This is a genomic window from Streptomyces sp. NPDC126499, assembly GCF_040302485.1.
Taxonomy (GTDB): Bacteria; Actinomycetota; Actinomycetes; order Streptomycetales; family Streptomycetaceae; genus Streptomyces.
Genome location: NZ_JBEOUO010000012.1, coordinates 117,530 through 133,303 on the forward strand (window position 1 = coordinate 117,530; position 15,774 = coordinate 133,303).

At 71.8% G+C, this 15,774-nt stretch carries 13 protein-coding genes; 10 read left to right on the forward strand and 3 right to left on the reverse strand.

Annotated features, from left to right (window positions below; all coding sequences use genetic code 11):
- Nucleotides 1–3: 3 nt before the first annotated feature.
- The gene (locus ABTZ91_RS19740; RefSeq protein ID WP_352078461.1) at nucleotides 4–141 is read right to left on the reverse strand and encodes a hypothetical protein; all 138 of its coding nucleotides are present in this window, start codon (nucleotides 139–141) and stop codon (nucleotides 4–6) included.
- Between the two features lie 295 nt (nucleotides 142–436).
- Between ABTZ91_RS19740 and proS the strand changes: the two genes are divergently transcribed.
- Nucleotides 437–1,849, forward strand: a complete 1,413-nt coding sequence (gene proS / locus ABTZ91_RS19745; RefSeq protein WP_352078462.1) for a proline--tRNA ligase — start codon at nucleotides 437–439, stop codon at nucleotides 1,847–1,849.
- 120 nt (nucleotides 1,850–1,969) lie between these two features.
- On the opposite strand, the gene ABTZ91_RS19750 is transcribed toward proS, so the two are convergent.
- The gene (locus ABTZ91_RS19750) at nucleotides 1,970–3,298 is read right to left on the reverse strand and encodes a helix-turn-helix transcriptional regulator (protein ID WP_352078463.1); all 1,329 of its coding nucleotides are present in this window, start codon (nucleotides 3,296–3,298) and stop codon (nucleotides 1,970–1,972) included.
- On the reverse strand, nucleotides 3,295–4,182 hold the full coding sequence (locus ABTZ91_RS19755) for a succinylglutamate desuccinylase/aspartoacylase family protein (RefSeq protein WP_352078464.1): 888 nt from the start codon (nucleotides 4,180–4,182) through the stop codon (nucleotides 3,295–3,297). The genes ABTZ91_RS19750 and ABTZ91_RS19755 overlap by 4 nt, the downstream gene beginning before the upstream one ends.
- 205 nt (nucleotides 4,183–4,387) lie before the next feature.
- Here ABTZ91_RS19755 and ABTZ91_RS19760 point away from each other — a divergent pair, with 205 nt between their 5' ends.
- The 9 genes from ABTZ91_RS19760 to ABTZ91_RS19800 all read left to right on the forward strand — a co-directional run bounded on the left by ABTZ91_RS19760 (nucleotide 4,388) and on the right by ABTZ91_RS19800 (nucleotide 15,758).
- Complete coding sequence (locus tag ABTZ91_RS19760) at nucleotides 4,388–5,257, forward strand: hypothetical protein (RefSeq protein WP_352078465.1); 870 nt, start codon at nucleotides 4,388–4,390, stop codon at nucleotides 5,255–5,257.
- A 114-nt stretch (nucleotides 5,258–5,371) separates the two neighbouring features.
- A complete protein-coding gene (locus tag ABTZ91_RS19765; RefSeq protein WP_352078466.1) occupies nucleotides 5,372–7,303 on the forward strand; it encodes a cobalamin-dependent protein in 1,932 nt (643 codons plus the stop codon).
- A gap of 70 nt (nucleotides 7,304–7,373) precedes the next feature.
- Complete coding sequence (locus tag ABTZ91_RS19770) at nucleotides 7,374–8,234, forward strand: TauD/TfdA family dioxygenase (protein ID WP_352078467.1); 861 nt, start codon at nucleotides 7,374–7,376, stop codon at nucleotides 8,232–8,234.
- A gap of 37 nt (nucleotides 8,235–8,271) precedes the next feature.
- Entirely contained in the window at nucleotides 8,272–9,516 is a 1,245-nt protein-coding gene (locus tag ABTZ91_RS19775) for an ATP-grasp domain-containing protein (RefSeq protein ID WP_352078468.1), read from the forward strand.
- Nucleotides 9,513–10,811: an MFS transporter gene (locus ABTZ91_RS19780; RefSeq protein WP_352078469.1), complete on the forward strand. Its 1,299-nt coding sequence runs from the start codon at nucleotides 9,513–9,515 to the stop codon at nucleotides 10,809–10,811. Before ABTZ91_RS19775 ends, ABTZ91_RS19780 begins: the two co-directional genes overlap by 4 nt.
- A complete protein-coding gene (locus ABTZ91_RS19785; protein WP_352078470.1) occupies nucleotides 10,808–12,037 on the forward strand; it encodes an ATP-grasp domain-containing protein in 1,230 nt (409 codons plus the stop codon). The genes ABTZ91_RS19780 and ABTZ91_RS19785 overlap by 4 nt, the downstream gene beginning before the upstream one ends.
- A complete protein-coding gene (locus tag ABTZ91_RS19790; protein WP_352078471.1) occupies nucleotides 12,034–13,260 on the forward strand; it encodes an ATP-grasp domain-containing protein in 1,227 nt (408 codons plus the stop codon). Before ABTZ91_RS19785 ends, ABTZ91_RS19790 begins: the two co-directional genes overlap by 4 nt.
- A gap of 6 nt (nucleotides 13,261–13,266) precedes the next feature.
- On the forward strand, nucleotides 13,267–14,541 hold the full coding sequence (locus tag ABTZ91_RS19795; protein WP_352078472.1) for an ATP-grasp domain-containing protein: 1,275 nt from the start codon (nucleotides 13,267–13,269) through the stop codon (nucleotides 14,539–14,541).
- Nucleotides 14,538–15,758, forward strand: coding sequence for a serine hydrolase domain-containing protein (locus ABTZ91_RS19800; RefSeq protein ID WP_352078473.1), 1,221 nt, complete (start codon nucleotides 14,538–14,540; stop codon nucleotides 15,756–15,758). Before ABTZ91_RS19795 ends, ABTZ91_RS19800 begins: the two co-directional genes overlap by 4 nt.
- Nucleotides 15,759–15,774: the final 16 nt, after the last annotated feature.

The following is a 15,774-nucleotide window of genomic DNA, read 5'->3' on the forward strand; positions in this document are numbered from 1 at the left end:
TGATCAGCAGCAGCCGGGGAAATCGTTCATCACGACGTACGTGGCGTCCTGCGACGGGCTCGGTGCCGCGGCCGCCTGCGCCGGGGCGGCGAGGCCGAGAAGGGCGAGGGCGGTCGCGGCGACAATGGCGATTCTAGTCATAGCGAGAATGGATCCCTGTGCTGGTCATGGTTGAAAGATGATCAGAGTGTTTCTGGGCTGAAAGATGATCAGAGTGTTTCTGTCCGGATGAGCATTGTCAATGCCCTCAGTCAAGTTCGTATTGCCCCCTCATGTCCGTATTCTGAGTCTTCTCACGGCACAAAAGGGGGCGTATCGGCAAGGTGAGTCATGACGCCGACTCGCTCTTGTCATGGCCGTTTGAGTTATTTGACTCTCCCGGATGACTCCAGTTAGCTATCTTGTGACTCGGTATCGCGACCCCAAGGATGACCGCATGGCTAAGGCCCCTGTCCTCACTCCCCAGGCGGAGGATTTCCCGCGCTGGTACCAGGACCTGCTCAACAAGGCCGAGCTGGCCGACAACGGCCCTGTGCGCGGCACCATGGTGATCAGGCCCTACGGCTTCGGCCTCTGGGAGCACATGCAGCAGGAGATGGACGCCCGGATCAAGCGCGCCGGCGCCCAGAACGCCTACTTCCCCATGTTCATCCCGCAGTCGTACCTCACCCGCGAGGCGGAGCACGTCGAGGGCTTCGCCCCCGAGCTGGCCGTGGTCACGCACGGTGGCGGCAAGCAGCTCGAGGAGCCGGTCGTCGTCCGGCCCACCTCCGAGACCATCGTCAACGAGTACTTCTCCAAGTGGATCCAGAGCTACCGGGACCTCCCGCTGCTCATCAACCAGTGGGCGAACGTCGTCCGTTGGGAGAAGCGCCCGAGGGCCTTCCTGCGGACCACCGAGTTCCTGTGGCAGGAGGGGCACACCGCCCACGCCACCTACGAGGAGGCGCGCGACTACGCCGCGATGATCCAGCGCGACGTCTACCAGGCCTTCCTGCGCGACGTCCTCGCCATCTCCGCCCTTCCGGGGCGCAAGACCCCGAGTGAGCGGTTCGCCGGAGCCATCAACACCCTCACGCTCGAAGGCATGATGGGCGACGGCAAGGCGCTCCAGCTCACGACCAGCCACGAACTCGGCCAGAACTTCGCCAAGGCGTTCCACACCGACTACCTGACGGACTCGGGCGGCCGTGAGCACGTCTGGCAGACCTCGTGGGGCAGCACGACCCGGCTCGTCGGCGGTCTGATCATGGTGCACGGAGACGACAACGGCATGCGGGTGCCCCCGCGGCTCGCGCCCGTCCAGATCGTCGTCATGGCGGTCAAGGACGACGAGGCCACCGTGGCGAAGGTCCGGGAGGTCGGCAGGGAGCTGGAGGCCGCCGGTGTACGCGTCAAGACCGACGACCGTGTCGACGTGGCCTTCGGGCGCCGGGCCGTGGACTGGGAGCTGAAGGGCGTGCCCCTGCGCCTGGAGATCGGCCCCCGCGATCTCGCGGCCGGCACCGGCATGCTGGCGCGCCGGATCTCCGGCGGCAAGTCCCCGATCGCGCTGGACGCGCTGATTTCGGAGGTGCCGAAGCTCCTTGAGGAGGACCAGGCCCTCATGCTGCGGCAGTCCGAGGAGAACCGCCTGTCGCGGACCACGGACGTCGACTCCCTCGACGAGGCCGTCGAGGTGGCGGCGCACGGCTGGGCCCGGATGCCGTGGGCCAAACTCGGCGTCGAGGGCGAGGCCGCGCTCGGCGAGCGAGGCGTGACCGTCAGGTGTCTCGTCGCGGAGGACGGCTCGGTCCCGGAGTCGGATGACGCGCCCGGCACGCTCGCCGTCATGGCCCGCGCCTATTGACCGGCGCGCTTTTTCGTGACGCCGCCGTGGCCGGTACGGACTCCTGTCCGCGCCGGCCACGGCGGCGTTTCGGCGTACTCCCGGTGCATACGAGGCCTGGCCGGGGGAGTCGGGCCGACGTCAGACCGCGAGCCCGGTGGTACCGGGAAGCAGCGGATCGCCCCCGCCGAGGGCGGCGAATCCGCGACGCCAGGCGTCCAGCGCTCGCTCCGTCTCGCCGAAGGCGGCGTACAACTCGGCGGCCCCCGCCCAGCAGTGGGCGGTGATACGGCCCCGGCCGCTGACGCCGTCGAGCAGCCCCACTGCCTGGTCGCACCCCGTCCGCGCCTCGGCGGGGTCGCCGCACAGCAGCCGTGCGGCCGCTCCGAGGAGCAGCGCGGCGGCGCGGTCCGCCGGTGAAGCGTCGTCCAGCAGCGCCACCGCTCGTGCCGCCTGCCCGGCGGCCGCCTCGCCGTCACCCCGGGCGAGGGCGCAGCGAGCCAGCTCCAGGCGGCAGTGCCCGGCCTCCCGCCGGCGGCCCCGGGACTCCAGGAGGGGAAGGGCGCGCTCCAGCTCCCGCTCGGCGGCCGGAGCCGCGCCCTCCATGCGCAGGACCGTTCCGTGCAGGGCGAGGAGCCTGCCCAGGGAGAGATCGTCGTGGGTGTCGGCCACCGCGTTCAGTGCCTTCCGGACGAACATCAGCGCGTCGGCGGTGTGTCCGGCGTCGCGGGCCGCCTGGCTCGCCGCCCGGTAGGTGCGGGTCAGGACCCGTGGGTCGTGCGTCAGCTCCGCGTCGCTGACGGCGGCGGCCGCGAGGTGGCGGGCGTGGCCGGGCTCGCCTCGGTGCAGACAGGCCCAGACCAGCGAGCAGACGATGTCGACGACGGCGGGCGCCGCAGCGCCGCCGTAGTCCTGCAACTCCCGCAGCAGCGGCGCCCCGAGCGCCGAGCCCCATTCGAACTCTCCCAGCTCCACCGCGCACCGGCAGAGCGCGCTCACGACCTCCAGGCGGGTCGGTGCCCCCGGAGTGCTCCGGCCCAGGTCGCGCAGTGTCCTGTGGTACGCGCGCATGGCCTCGTCGAAGCGTTCTTCGCGTTCGAGGGCGAGCCCCATGCCCCAGCGGGCGCGGACCGCGAAGGTGCTCAGTTCCAGGGCCTCAGCCCGCTGTTCCACTCTCCGGAACAGTTCCGCCACGCCGCTCCGCGTGCCGTCCTCGAGTGACCAGTGGGCTTCCGCAAGGGCGAGCTCCAGTGACTGGTGTACGCTGTCCGCCGCCACGGACCGCAACTGCTCGACTTGGCGGCCGAGCCGTTGTGCGATGAGGGTGAGCGCCTGGCTCGACGGGACCCTCTTGCCGGCCTCGATCAGCGAGATGTAGCTGGCGGACAGCTCGGTTCCCGCCAGTTCCGCCTGGGACAGGCCGGCCTGGGTGCGCAGGAGTTTGATCCAGGCCCCGAACTCGGCGGTCATCCCGCTCCTCCGTGCTCCCGCTCGCCGCCGGCCAGCGCGAGCAGCAGCCCCTGGGAGTCCACGGCGGGGCTGGTGGTGAGAAAGACGACGATGCCGTCCTCGGGCGCGGTGATCCGGGCGAGCTCGTTCCCGAACGGGTCCAGGACCGTGCCGAGCCGGCTTCCCGCTGCGACTGCCGTTCCGGGGGACACGTCGGGTTCCCACCAGCCCTCCGCGGGGGTGCGCAGCCATACGTACCGCGTCATGTGGCGGATGGGGGGTGTACGGGGAACCGAGGCGGGCATCCGGACCATCCCCAGGTGGTCGAGGACCCGGTGCAGGCCCGCCGTGTGCGCGGCGACCGCGTCGGCCGTGACGAGTCCGCAGCCGCCGGCCTCGGCGATGATCGCGGGGATGCCGGCGGCGGCGGCCGCCCCGTAGGTGGTCCCGGCGGCGGCCGCGCCGTCGTTCCCCTGGCGGATCGCCAGGGGCAGCCCGTAGGCGGTCGCCAGTTCCCGCGACCGCTCGGCGACGGGCGAGGCGTCGTACAGGGTGAACGGGGTCAGGGCCTCCACGAGGTCTCCCGCGTGCAGGTCGATCAGGGCGTCGCTGCCCCGGAAGAACCGCTCGAAAAGGAGGTCGGCGAGGCGTTCGGAGTAGGTGCCCTCCCGGTCGCCGGGGAAGCACCGGTTGAGGTTCTTGCCGTCCTCCGGGGTGACGAAGGGGGTGCGCCGGTGGAACGCCGAGGGGTTGGCCGTCAGGACGGCCCGTACGGTCCCGGTCAGCCGGCTCGGGTCGAGTCCGTTCATGAAGCGCCGTAGCGCCGCGATCGGCGCGTACTCGCATCCGTGCACACCGGCGAGCAGGGTGATCACCGGCCCGGGCCGTGATCCACGGGCTTCCACGACGGGAAGCTCCCACCCCGGCGAATCGTGACTCTCCAACTTTACTAGCTCTCGGGTCAATGCGGTCATGATTCCTGCTCAGCCCCTCAGGTTGAAGGTCTACGTCATCCAGGCGGCAAGATACACGCAGATCAGGGGCGCTTGATGCGATGCTCTGGAAATTGGATATTGACTGAGTGGCATGACTCAATATTTGATGTGCCGTATGTTGCGGAGAGAGCTTGTTGCAGCCCCGCCCCGTCTGTCCCCCCGCGCCCGCGGCCTCACGAAGCTGACGGAGCTGCGGGACACCCTCGTCGGTCGTGTGGCCCCGGGACCGCGCGACCACGCGGGACCGGTCGCCGTGGCCGACGCCATGGGCGATCTGTGGGAGTTCTGCCGGACCACCTCGGACCCCGAGGTGGTCCACGCGATCGAGTCCGCCGCCGAGTACCCGGCGCTGCGGTCGGCACTCGCGTCCCACTGGTCCGAGCATCTGAGCCGCGACGAGACGCGGACCAGCCTCCGTGTGCTGGCCGACGCGGACCGTACCGGCCTCGGGGACGTCTCCATGCTCGCCATGGAGGACTACCAGGGAGTCGCCGGCGAACTGCGCCTGCTGGACGGCCGGTTCGCGGAGAAGGCGGCGGTCGTCGGCTGCGGCCCGTACCCGGAGACGCTCATGGCCCTGCAAGCCTGCGGACTCGTACGGCGGTCGGTCGTCGGCATCGACCGGCACGGGCCCAGCGCCGAACTGGCCGAGGCCGTCACCCGTCGCTTCTGCGGCACCGGCCCCGACGTCGGCATCGACCGCTCGGACGCCGCGGCGGTCGACTACGCGCCCTACGACCTGCTGATTGTGGCCAACGGCCTTCGGGGCAAGGCCCGGCTCCTCGACCGGATCCGCCGCACGGCGCCGCCGGGCGTGCGCGTGCTCATCCGGCTCCCCGTCCTCATGGGACGCCTGCTGTACGAGCACGTGGACCCCGACCTGCGCGAGGGCTGGACCGTCACGGCCCGCCACCGGGCGACGCAACTCAGCGAAACGCTGCTCCTGGAGCGAAGCACCGGCGCCTCCACCGGCACCGGGGCGTGAACGAACCCGCGGACACCGTCCCGCGGGCCCCGACGGTTTCGGGACGTCGATGGCGCAGACCCATCGACGAGCCGGACCGAATTCACCCGATCCCCGTCCGAAGAGGCACCCAACGTGACTGACCGAAGCGGCCGCCGCATCGTGCTGGCGGGAGTGGGCGGCGACTCCCACTCCGTCGGCCTCATCATCCTCCGCCGCGCTCTCGAACGAGCCGGATTCACCGTCGACTTCCTGTCCACCCAGAACGCGCCGGACGAGGTGTGCGCCCGCGCCCAGGGAGCGGACGCCGTCCTGGTCTCCAACATGGACGGGCACGCCGCCTACTACCTGCGCGACCTGCACGGCCTGCGCGTCCTGCACGGATCCGAGGACTCCGTCTGGTTCCTCGGGGGCAACCCCTCGCTCACGGGAGACCCCGCCGCCGTGGACGAACTCCACGCGCTCGGCTTCCGTCGCGTCTTCCTCGGCTACGTCGACCCCGCCCATGTGATCGCCTGCCTCGACGAGGACCTGGCCGACCGGAGCCGGCGCACCCCCGGGGAGCGGCCGGGCGCCGGAACCTCCGCCGGGGACGTCCCCGAGCGCGCGCGCTCCGCGTCCCCGCGCCCGAGCGCCCTCCGGGCCGAAGCCTTCGACGTACAGCGCGAAGAAGTCCTCGCGCAGTGGCACACCGGACACCAGGCGAACGACCTGGAGGACAACGCCGCGGCCTGCGCCGCCCGCCTCAGCCTGGCCGACGTACAGGACCGGGCGGCGCGCGAAGGCCGGGTCCTCATCCATCCCCGCACCGGTGTCGCCGGGGTGCGGGGGCAGATCGAGCTCTTCCGCGAGCTGTACGAGGCGGGGGCCGACGTCCTCTCCTTCCAGATCGACTCGCTCACCCGCAACAACCTGCACGACCAGGTGGACCTGCTCCTGAAGGAGTCCAGCGCCCAGCTCGACACCTTCCACGGCCTCAACGGCTTCCCCCTCGTCAACCACGGCGTCGGGGCGGGCCGCAGCGTCACCGCGCACTTCCCCGGCACCCCGTTCCAGGTCCGGCACTCCACCCGGGACCCCCGGCTGCTGGCCGAGATCACCTACGCCTCGGGCGTGACGGCCTTCGAGGGCGGCGCCCTCACCTACAACCTGCCCTACTACCGCGACTACTCGCCCTGGCACTCGGTACCGCGCTGGGCCTACGTGGACCGGCTGACCGGCCTGTACCACGAGCGCTTCGGCATCACTGTCGACCGGGAGTTCTTCGGCGTGCTCACCGCCGCCATGGTCCCCGCCTGCATCGCCGTGGTCGCCTGCGTACTGGAAGCGCTGCTCGCCGCCCAGGAGGGCGTCAAGTCGGTCTCGCTGGGCTACGCGGAACAGGGCAACCGAGCCCAGGACATCGGAGCGATCCGCGCCCTGCGCCGGGTGGGCCGGCGCTACCTCGACCGCCACGGTCACGAGGACGTCGCCGTACACACCGTCTTCCACCAGTACATGGCCGCGTTTCCGAAGGACCCGGAGAAGTCGCTGGCCCTGCTGCACGGTTCGGCCCTCACCGCCCGGCTGAGCGGCGCCACCCGGCTGATGCTCAAGACCGCCGTCGAGTCCTCACAGATCCCGTCCGCCGCGCACAACGCGGAAGGACTGGCCCTCGTCCGGTCCGCGCTCGACGGTCCGGACGCGCCGCCGGTCCCCGAGGAGGCCGACTTCGAGGAGGACCTGATCGTCCGCGAGGCGAGCGCCGTACTCGACGCCATCCTCGCCCTGGACGCCTCCGGGCTCGGCGAGCGCGTGGCGCTCGCGGTCGAGACCGGCCTTCTCGACGTGCCGTTCTCCCCGAACCTGTGGAACGCCGGCCGTGCCATGTCGGTACGCGACTGCTCCGGAGCCGTACGGTTCGCCGACCCCGGCGCGATCCCCCTGCCGGACGACATCGCGCGCCTGCACGCGCGGGCGGTCCGGGACCGGCAGACACGCGACCGGGCCGACCTGGACGTCCTCATCGAGGGCGATGTCCTGCGCACCGCCCGGGGCGAATTCGACCACTGGCCGCTGACCGACTGACGGCCCGCTGACCGACTGACGGTCGTCCACCCTCTGCTATCCGTCCGACTCCTCGTATGGAGAGATCTCTGTGAACACCTACCGACTTCCCGAAGAGACGCACGCCGCCCTGCTGTCCCGTACGACCCCGGCCGGCCGGCCCCTGGACGCCTGGCCGCTCGACGCCCCCGACGACACCACGGACTCCCTCCTCACTGCCTGCCTGGACATCACCCGCCGCCTCCGCGAGAAGGAGGGCTGGCTGGTCGTCGACACCGGGCTCGCCGATCTCGACGACGAGCAGGTGACCAGCGCCGTCTGGAACCTGTTCACCGTTCTGTGCCGTCCCGTGCCGCAGTACCGCACCGGCGAGCTGATGTACCCCGTCGAGGTCACTGCCGCGCCCACCCTGGCCTCCAGCCACTACTCCTCCTCCAGCCGCACCGGCGGGTTCCACACCGACGGCACCCTCCTCGACACGACCCCGGACGTGGCCATGCTCGCGGGACTGTCCACGGCCGACGAGGGCGGGGAGACCGTCCTGGTGGACGTGGAGGGCCTCGTCGCCGCGCTGACCGCGCAGGCACCTCAGCACCTGGACGTGCTGGCGGAGCCCCACCCCTTCCACTCCGGTGACAGCACCGACGACCCGGTCATGCTCCACCGGATCCTCACGCGCACGGACAGCGGCACCCAGGTCCGCTACCTGCGCCGCTACGTCGAGCAGGGGTACCTGGCGCAGGGACAGACCATCGGCGAGGGGCTCACTGAGGCTCTCGACGCCTGGGACGCACTGGTTGCCCGGCCCGATTACCAGGAAGCCGTGCTGATCGGCCGCGGCCAGGTCCTGCTGTGGGACAACTTCCGCTTCGTCCACGGCCGTACGCCGTTCACCGAGCGCCTCCACCGCCGCAGGCTGCGGCGCGGCTACGGAGTGCTCCGGGCCGCCTGACGCCTTCCCCGTAGGACCCATACAGAGGAGAAGCACGATGCACCACACAGCGGACCCGGCGGAGGCAGGAGGCGTCCTGCTGGTCGTCGGCTCCGGGGCGGCCGCGTTCCGTGAGTACGCCTTCCAGGAGATCGCCGCATCCGGACAGCACCGGCTGTGGCTGATGACCGACACCCCGCCGACCTGGGAACGTCCCTACCTGGCCGGCTGGACCCTGACGGATCCGCTCACCCCGGACGTGCTCACCAAGGACGCGGCGGAGGTGGCCGAGTCCCGCCGGATCACCGGTGTCCTCTGCCTCAACGAGGCCATGGTCTGGCCGGCCGCCCACGTCGCCGAGGAGCTCGGACTGCCCGGTCCGGCCCGGGACGCCGTGTGGCGCTGCCGGGACAAGGCCCTGACCCGCGCCGCGCTCGCCGCGCACGGGGTCGCGGAGCCCGGCGCGGAAACGGCCGCCGACCTCGGCCAGGCGCTCGACATCGCCGCCGCCATCGGCTACCCGGTCGTGTGCAAGCCCCGGGCGCTGGGCGGCAGCATCGGCGTACGGCGGGCCGACGGCCCGCACGAGCTGACGGCGGCCTTCACGGCGGCCACGGCCGAACTGCCCGACGTCCCCCAGCGCTTCGCGGCAAGCGTCCTCGTGGAGCCGTACCTCGACGGTCCCGAGATCAGTGTGGACGCCCTGGTCACCGAGGACGGCGTGATGCCGCTCGTCATCGCCCGCAAACAGACGTCCTTCCCGCCCTTCTTCGAGGAGAGCGGGCACGTCATCGACGGCGCCGACCCGCTGTACGAGGACCCGGCGCTGGCACGTGAACTCCTCAGGGTCCACCGAGCCCTGGGGATCACCGGCTGCGTCACCCACAGCGAATGGCGGCTCACCTCGGACGGCCCCCGGCTCGTCGAGGTCAACGCACGGCCGGGCGGGGACCTCATCCCTTTCCTGGGCGCCCAGGTCACCGGCGTCTCCGCCGTCCTGGTCGCCGCGGACCTGGCCACGGGCCGGAACCCGGCCCCCGTCCGGCGCCCGAACGGTGCCGCGGCGATCGAGTTCCTGTACCCCGACACCGACCTGACTCTCGTCGGCCTCTCCGTCCAGGGCGTCCTGCCGGACGGCGTCCACGTACACCTGAGCGCCCGACCCGGTGACGTGCTCGCGCTCCCGCCCCGCGGCTACAAGGCCCGCTACGGCTGGATCAGCGCGCGTGGAGAGTCCGTCGCGCACTGCCGGGAGCTGATCGCACGCGCCCGGGCGACGATCCGGGTCGAGGCCGCGGCGTGAGCCGCCACCGGGACCGACTGACGTCCCAGCTGCGGGTGACGCGCTGGCGCATGTTCGAACCCTTCCACAAGACCGGACCCATCCGGGTCCTGGCGGTGATGGCCGTGGTCAGCGGCCTCGGCACCGGTTTCTTCATGGCGGGAAGCGCCCTGTTCTTCGTGAAGGTCGTCGGCCTGACCCCGGTCGAGACGAGCATCGGCATGTCAGCCGCCGGGTTCACCGGCTTCGTCGCCGCCCCACTCCTCGGCCAGATCAGCGACCGCTTCGGCGCCCGCCGCGTCTACAAGACGCTCACCTTCCTCCAGGCCGCCCTGTTCCTGGGCTACCCCTGGGTCTCCTCCTTCCCGCTGTTCGTCGCCGTCGTCTGCGCCGTGGCCGCCGCCGAGTTCGGGGCGGTGCCCGCCTGGGCCAGCCTGGTCGCCGAGTGCGTGCCGGCCGACATCCGGGTCGAGACCCGGGGGAAGTACCGGGCTCTGGTCAATCTCGGACTGACCGTCGGATCCCTCGCCACGAGCGGGGTGATCGCGGTGGGCACAGACGCCGCCTACTACTCCCTCGTCGTCGTGAACGGCCTCAGTCTCGCGCTCTGCGTGATCGTGGCGGGACGGCTCCCCGCCACCCGCCCCAAGCCGCACGTCCCGGGAGCGCCACGGTTCGCGGCGCTCAGGGACGGACCGTACCTCTCGGTGGTCGCCGTCTCCTCCGCGCTCTCCCTGCACGGCGCGGTACTCGCCGTGGTGCTGCCGCTCTGGATCGTCGGCAATACCTCGGCACCGAGCTGGTACCTGCCCCTGCTGATGACCGTCAACACCGTCCTCGCCATCGCCTTCCAGGTACGGGTGAGCAGCCTGGCACCCACATGGCGCCACGCCGCACGGCTGGCCCGCTGGTCCGGCCTGCTGCTGACCGGTTCCTTCGCCGCCTTCGCCCTGACCGGCCGGACCGGCGGACCGCTCCTCGCCGTGCTGCTCCTCCTCGGCATCCTGCTGGTCACCGCGGCGGAGCTCGGTCAGTCGGCGAGCGCCTGGGGACTCGCCTACGACCTCGCCCCGCCCGACCGACAGGGCGAATACCAGGGCGCGTTCGCCCTGACCATGCCCGTCCAGAGCACCCTCGGCCCGGTCCTGGGCGCCGTGGTCCTCTCCAGCGACGGCGGGCTCGGATGGCTGTCGCTCGGCGTCGTGGTCCTCGCCTCCTCCTGGCTCGTCGTCCCCTTCGCCCGCCGGTCGGCGGCCCGGCTCGCCCCTCCTGCGCACACCCCGCTCCTCGTCCCTGAGAAAAGGACCCTTCGTTGAAGATTCTCGTCCTGAACCGGTTCCCCCTGGAACTGGTCCCGTACGGAGCCTGGTTCGGCCCGGAGCACACCGTCGTCCTCCTGACGCGCTCGGCGGACGGGGCGGTCACCGGCGACTACGCCGAGGTGGTGGAGGTGCCCGGCTACGCCGACACGGCCTCGGTGGAGTACCACGCCCACCGTCTGCACCGGCGTTACGGCTTCGACCGGATCGTCGCCTACTCCGAGTGGGACCTGCTGCGCGCGGCGCGACTCCGTGCCGACTGGGGCCTGCCGGGCCAGTCGCCGGAGAGTGCCGTGGCCTACCGGGACAAGCTGACGATGAAGCGGATCCTGGACGCGGCGGGCGTTCCCGTCGCCCCGTTCGCCGCCGTCGACGACCCGAGCGACCTGCTCGCCTTCGCGGCCCGGCAGGGGTTCCCCCTCGTCCTCAAGCCCCGGCGCGGGGCCTCCTCGCTGGGCATCGAAATCCTGACGGACGAGGCCGCGCTGCACGAGACGGTACGGACCTGCGCGGACCTGGCTGCCGACCGGCCGGCCCACCTCATGGCCGAGGCGTGGGTGCCCAACGAGATGTTCTTCGTGGACGGGGTCGTGGTGGACGGCACGGTCAGGCTCTGCTGGCCTTCGTCCACGTCCTCCCCGCTCGGCTTCCGGCACGGCGAGTGCCAGGTCGCCGCCACCCTCGACGCCGCCGACCCCGACCGCCGGCGCCTCGTCGACCTGCTGGAGAAGACCCTGACGGCCCTGCCCACGCCGCCGACGACGGCCTTCCACGCGGAGGTCTTCAAGTCCCCGGACGGGTCGCTGAAGGTGAACGAGATCGGCTCCCGGATGGGCGGCGCCCATGTGCAGGACCTCATGGTGTACTCCTTCGGCACGGACCCGCTGCGCCTCCAGGCATCCTGGCTCGCCGGCGACGAGCTGCCCGCCCTGCCGGACGAGCCGTTGGTGAACTCCGGATTCGCCCTGGTCCCGCCCCGGGCCGGCTTTCTGGTGAGCGCCCCGCGCAGCTGCCCGCTCCCCGGGATCGAGCAGTTCCACGTGGGGGTGGCGGACGGAACCCTGTTGGAGGACGCCCGGTCCAGCGCGGACATGCTGGCTTCCTTCGTCGCGACCGGACGCGACCGGGCGGAGGTCCTGGAGCGACTGTCGGACGCGGTGGAATGGTTCGCTGACGCCTGCGACTTCGAGGCCGCCGAGGCGCAGCGGGGGCTCGCCGCATGACCGCCGATGTGCTCCTGGTGGGCTGCGGGAACATGGCCCGCGGATACCTGGACGCCGCGCGCCGCCTCGGTCTGCGCGTCGCCGTGGTGGAGACCCCCGACCGTGTCGAGGCGGTACGCCGTGAGTACGGTGACGTGGTCGTCGCCCACGCGTCCGCCGATGCCACGGCCGAGGATCATGACGAGGTCTGGGCGGGGCCCGCGCTCGGCCTGGCGGCGCGCACGCGGCCACGGGGCGTGCTCGCCTTCTCCGAGCCGCATGTGCTGGCTGCCGCGCTGGTCGCGGAGGCCCACGGACTGCCCGGACCCGGGCTCTACGCGGCCCAGGTCTCCCGGAACAAGGCCTTGCAGCGGCAGCTGTTCGGCGCGGCGGGAGTCCCCCAGCCGCACAGCCGTCTCGTCGAGTCGCTCGACGAGACGGACCTCCCGGACTTCCCCGTCGTGATCAAGCCGCTCTCGTCGTTCGGGAGTCGTGGGGTCGAACAGGTCAGGGACGCGCGGGGGTGGTCGGCGGCGGTGGCCGGCCGCCGTGGCGGCGGGCCCTTCCTCGTGGAGGAGTACGCCACCGGGGAGGAGTACAGCTGGGAGGGTCTTGTCCAGGGCGGCAGAACGGTGTTCCGCAATCTGACGGTCAAGACCACCACCGGTCCGCCGGCCTTCGTGGAGCTCCAGCACGTGCCCAGCGGGAGCCCCGAGGCGGCCGGGGACCGGCAGCGCGCGGCGCGGCTGGGTGCCGAGGTGATCGACGCGATGCGGATGCGGGACGGCCTGATCCACCTGGAGTTCCGGGTCGCCGACGACGGCCGGATCGCGGTCATGGAGGCGGCGGTCCGTACACCGGGCTGCTACCTCCTGGACGTCGTCTCCCGTGCCCACGGAGTCGACCTGTACGAGGCCTGCCTGCGGTTGGCGCTCGGCGAGAAGCCGGAACTCCCGCCCGAGGGCGAATCGTTCCGGCACACTGCGAGCGTGTTCCTGGCGGCCGAACGGCCCGGCGAGATCGTCCCGGAGGACACATCCGTGCTGGACGCCGTGCCGGGCGTGTTCCGCAGCGGGCTGCGCCAGGAACCGGGCACGGTCATGAACCCTCCGGAGTCGAACCTCGAACGCATGGCGTTCGCCCTGCTCGACCTGCCCACCGAGACGGCGCTCCAGGACGCGATCCGGACCGCGCGGACGGCGTTCGCGTCGTCGCCCACCGAAACCCCCCACGGAAAGAACTGAGAATCCATGACACACGACGACGTCCTCGGCGCACCGCACATCCTGGTGATCGGCGGCGGCCGGGAGATTCCCGGGCGCCTGCGGGAGGCGGGCGCGCGGACCAGCTTCATCTGCCGGCTGGAGGTACTGCCGAGCATCCGCGAGGTCGAGCGGACGGCCGGGGTGCACGGTCTGGCACACACGGCACCCGTGGAGGCGTGGACCGAGCTGGCGGTGCTGCTGCACGCCCGGGACCCGTTCACGGCGGTCGCTTCCTTCAGCGAGCTGGACCAGGACAAGGCGGCGCACGTCGCGCAGGCCCTGGGACTGACCTGGCACACGCCGGAGACGGTGACCCTGGTCCACGACAAGCTGGCCATGCGACAGCGGCTCCGGGAGGCGGGAGTCGACGCCACGCGCAACGCGCCCGTGGCCTCCGGCGACGACGTGGTGGCCTTCGGCGACGCGTACGGCTGGCCCGTGGTGGTCAAGCCCGTCCAGGGGACCGCGAGTTCCGGCGTCACCGTGGTGGACGGACCGGAGCAGGCCGCCGAGGCATGGTCCTGGGCCGCCGCCGCCGACTGGGCCGATTCCCCGGACGTCCTGGTCGAGGAGTATCTGACGGGCGCGGAGTACACCGTCGAGATGTTCTCGGACGACGGCGTCCACGAGCTCGTGGCCATGACGGCCAAGCACTCGCTGCCGACGCACTGCGTCGAGGTCGGGCACGTCGTACCGGCCGGTCTCACTCCCCAGGACGAGGCACGGGTGCGCGCCTTCGTCGGGGACATGCTGGACGCCATCGGCGTCCGGCGGGGCGGCACGCACACGGAGATCAAACTGGCGGAGGACGGGCAGCTGCGGGTGGTGGAGACCCACCTGCGCCCGCCCGGCGACGACACCCCGGACCTGGTACAGGACGCGCTCGGCGTGGACATGATCGCCCTGCTGGTCGACCAGACCCTGGGGCGGCCGGCGCTGGCACGGCTCCGCTCCGGCGAGGCCTTCGACGGCACCGGCGCGGGAGCGGCCGCCATCTGGTACGCGCTCCCGAGCTTCCCCGGACGGATCACCGCGATCACGGGCCTCGACAAGGCGCGCGCCGTGGAGCACGTGGTCGCCGCGGCCTCGGTCGCCGAGACCGGAGCAGTGATCACCGAGGTACGGGACTCCTGGTGCCGTCTCGCGTCGGTCCGGGCGAAGGCCGCCACCGTGGACAGCGCCCTCGCCGCCGCCCGCCAGGGCGCCGAACTCATCGAAGCCCAGGTGGAGCCGGTCCCGGACGCGGAGGGAGACCGATGACCGGCGGACCGGCGCGCTCCCTCTCCGGCGCCCGCCGTACCTACGCGACCGCCGCCGACGGGTTCAGCGGGTTTGCCGCACCGGGCTTCGAGCGCGTGGCCAGGGAGTTCGGCCGCAACATCACCGAACGCGGGGACACCGGCGCGGCGGTGGCGGTCTACCACGACGGCGTCCCGGTGGTCGATCTGGTCGGCGGGTCCTACCGCACAGACTCCGTACAGCTCATCCGGTCCATCGCGAAGAGCGTCGTCTCCGTCCTCGCGCACGTCCTCGCGCACCGCGGGGTCCTCGACTTCGACCGTCCGATCGCCGAGGTGTGGCCGGACTTCGCGCGGAACGGCAAGGGCGACATCCCGATCCGCTGGGTCTTCACCCATCAAGCCGGTGTCACCGCCCTGGACCGCACGCTGACGGTGGACGACATCCTGGCCTGGGAGCCCGCCGCGGCGGCGGCCGCCGAGCAGCGCCCCAACTGGGAACCCGGCACCGCGCTCGGCTATCACGACCTCACCTTCGGCTGGCTCACGGGCGAGATCCTGCGCCGGATCACCGGCCGCACCGTCGGCACCCTCGTCCGCGAGGAGCTTGCGAAGCCACTGGGTCTCGACCTGTGGATCGGGCTGCCCGACGAAGCGCGTTCCCGGCTGGCGCGCATCCGGCCGGCGGCGGGGCTCTCCCCGGAGGTGCTGCGCGATCCACGGGCCACAGCCCTGCGCACGGCGCTGGCGGATCCCGCCTCCTTCGCCTTCCGCGCGCTGATGAACCCCGACGTGTCGGAGGTGGAGCACGATCCCGTGTACCTCCGCGCCGAGGTTCCGGCCGCCAACGGGGTCGCCGACGCCCGCTCCCTCGCCCGGCTCTACGCCGCGTTCATCGGCGAGGTCGACGGCATCCGGCTGCTCGACCCCGAGGCGGTGGACGCCGCCCGCCGGGAGCAGGCGGCGGGCACCGACCGGGTCGTGGGCTACTACCGCCGCTACGCCACGGGCTTCATGCTCCCGGATCCCACCCGCCCCATGGCCGGCGAGGACACCGGCTGCTTCGGGCACTACGGCATGGGCGGGCCCCTGGCCTTCGCCGAGCCCGAGCACCGGCTCGCCTTCGGTTACACGACGGTCCAGGAGCAGTCCCACGCCGGGGCGGATCCGCGGAGCCGCGCACTGGCGGAAGTCGCGCGGGACTGCGCTCGGGGAATATTGACAGGTAGCGATGACTAATTGAAGATCAGGTATG

What these genes read in the sequence shown, in the direction of transcription:
- ABTZ91_RS19740 (WP_352078461.1), bottom strand. Translation starts at nt 141, where the DNA reads ATGACTAGAATCGCCATTGTCGCCGCGACCGCCCTCGCCCTTCTCGGC.
- proS (WP_352078462.1), top strand. Translation starts at nt 437, where the DNA reads ATGGCTAAGGCCCCTGTCCTCACTCCCCAGGCGGAGGATTTCCCGCGC.
- ABTZ91_RS19750 (WP_352078463.1), bottom strand. Translation starts at nt 3,298, where the DNA reads ATGACCGCCGAGTTCGGGGCCTGGATCAAACTCCTGCGCACCCAGGCC.
- ABTZ91_RS19760 (WP_352078465.1), top strand. Translation starts at nt 4,388, where the DNA reads ATGTTGCGGAGAGAGCTTGTTGCAGCCCCGCCCCGTCTGTCCCCCCGC.
- ABTZ91_RS19775 (WP_352078468.1), top strand. Translation starts at nt 8,272, where the DNA reads ATGCACCACACAGCGGACCCGGCGGAGGCAGGAGGCGTCCTGCTGGTC.
- ABTZ91_RS19790 (WP_352078471.1), top strand. Translation starts at nt 12,034, where the DNA reads ATGACCGCCGATGTGCTCCTGGTGGGCTGCGGGAACATGGCCCGCGGA.
- ABTZ91_RS19795 (WP_352078472.1), top strand. Translation starts at nt 13,267, where the DNA reads ATGACACACGACGACGTCCTCGGCGCACCGCACATCCTGGTGATCGGC.
- ABTZ91_RS19800 (WP_352078473.1), top strand. Translation starts at nt 14,538, where the DNA reads ATGACCGGCGGACCGGCGCGCTCCCTCTCCGGCGCCCGCCGTACCTAC.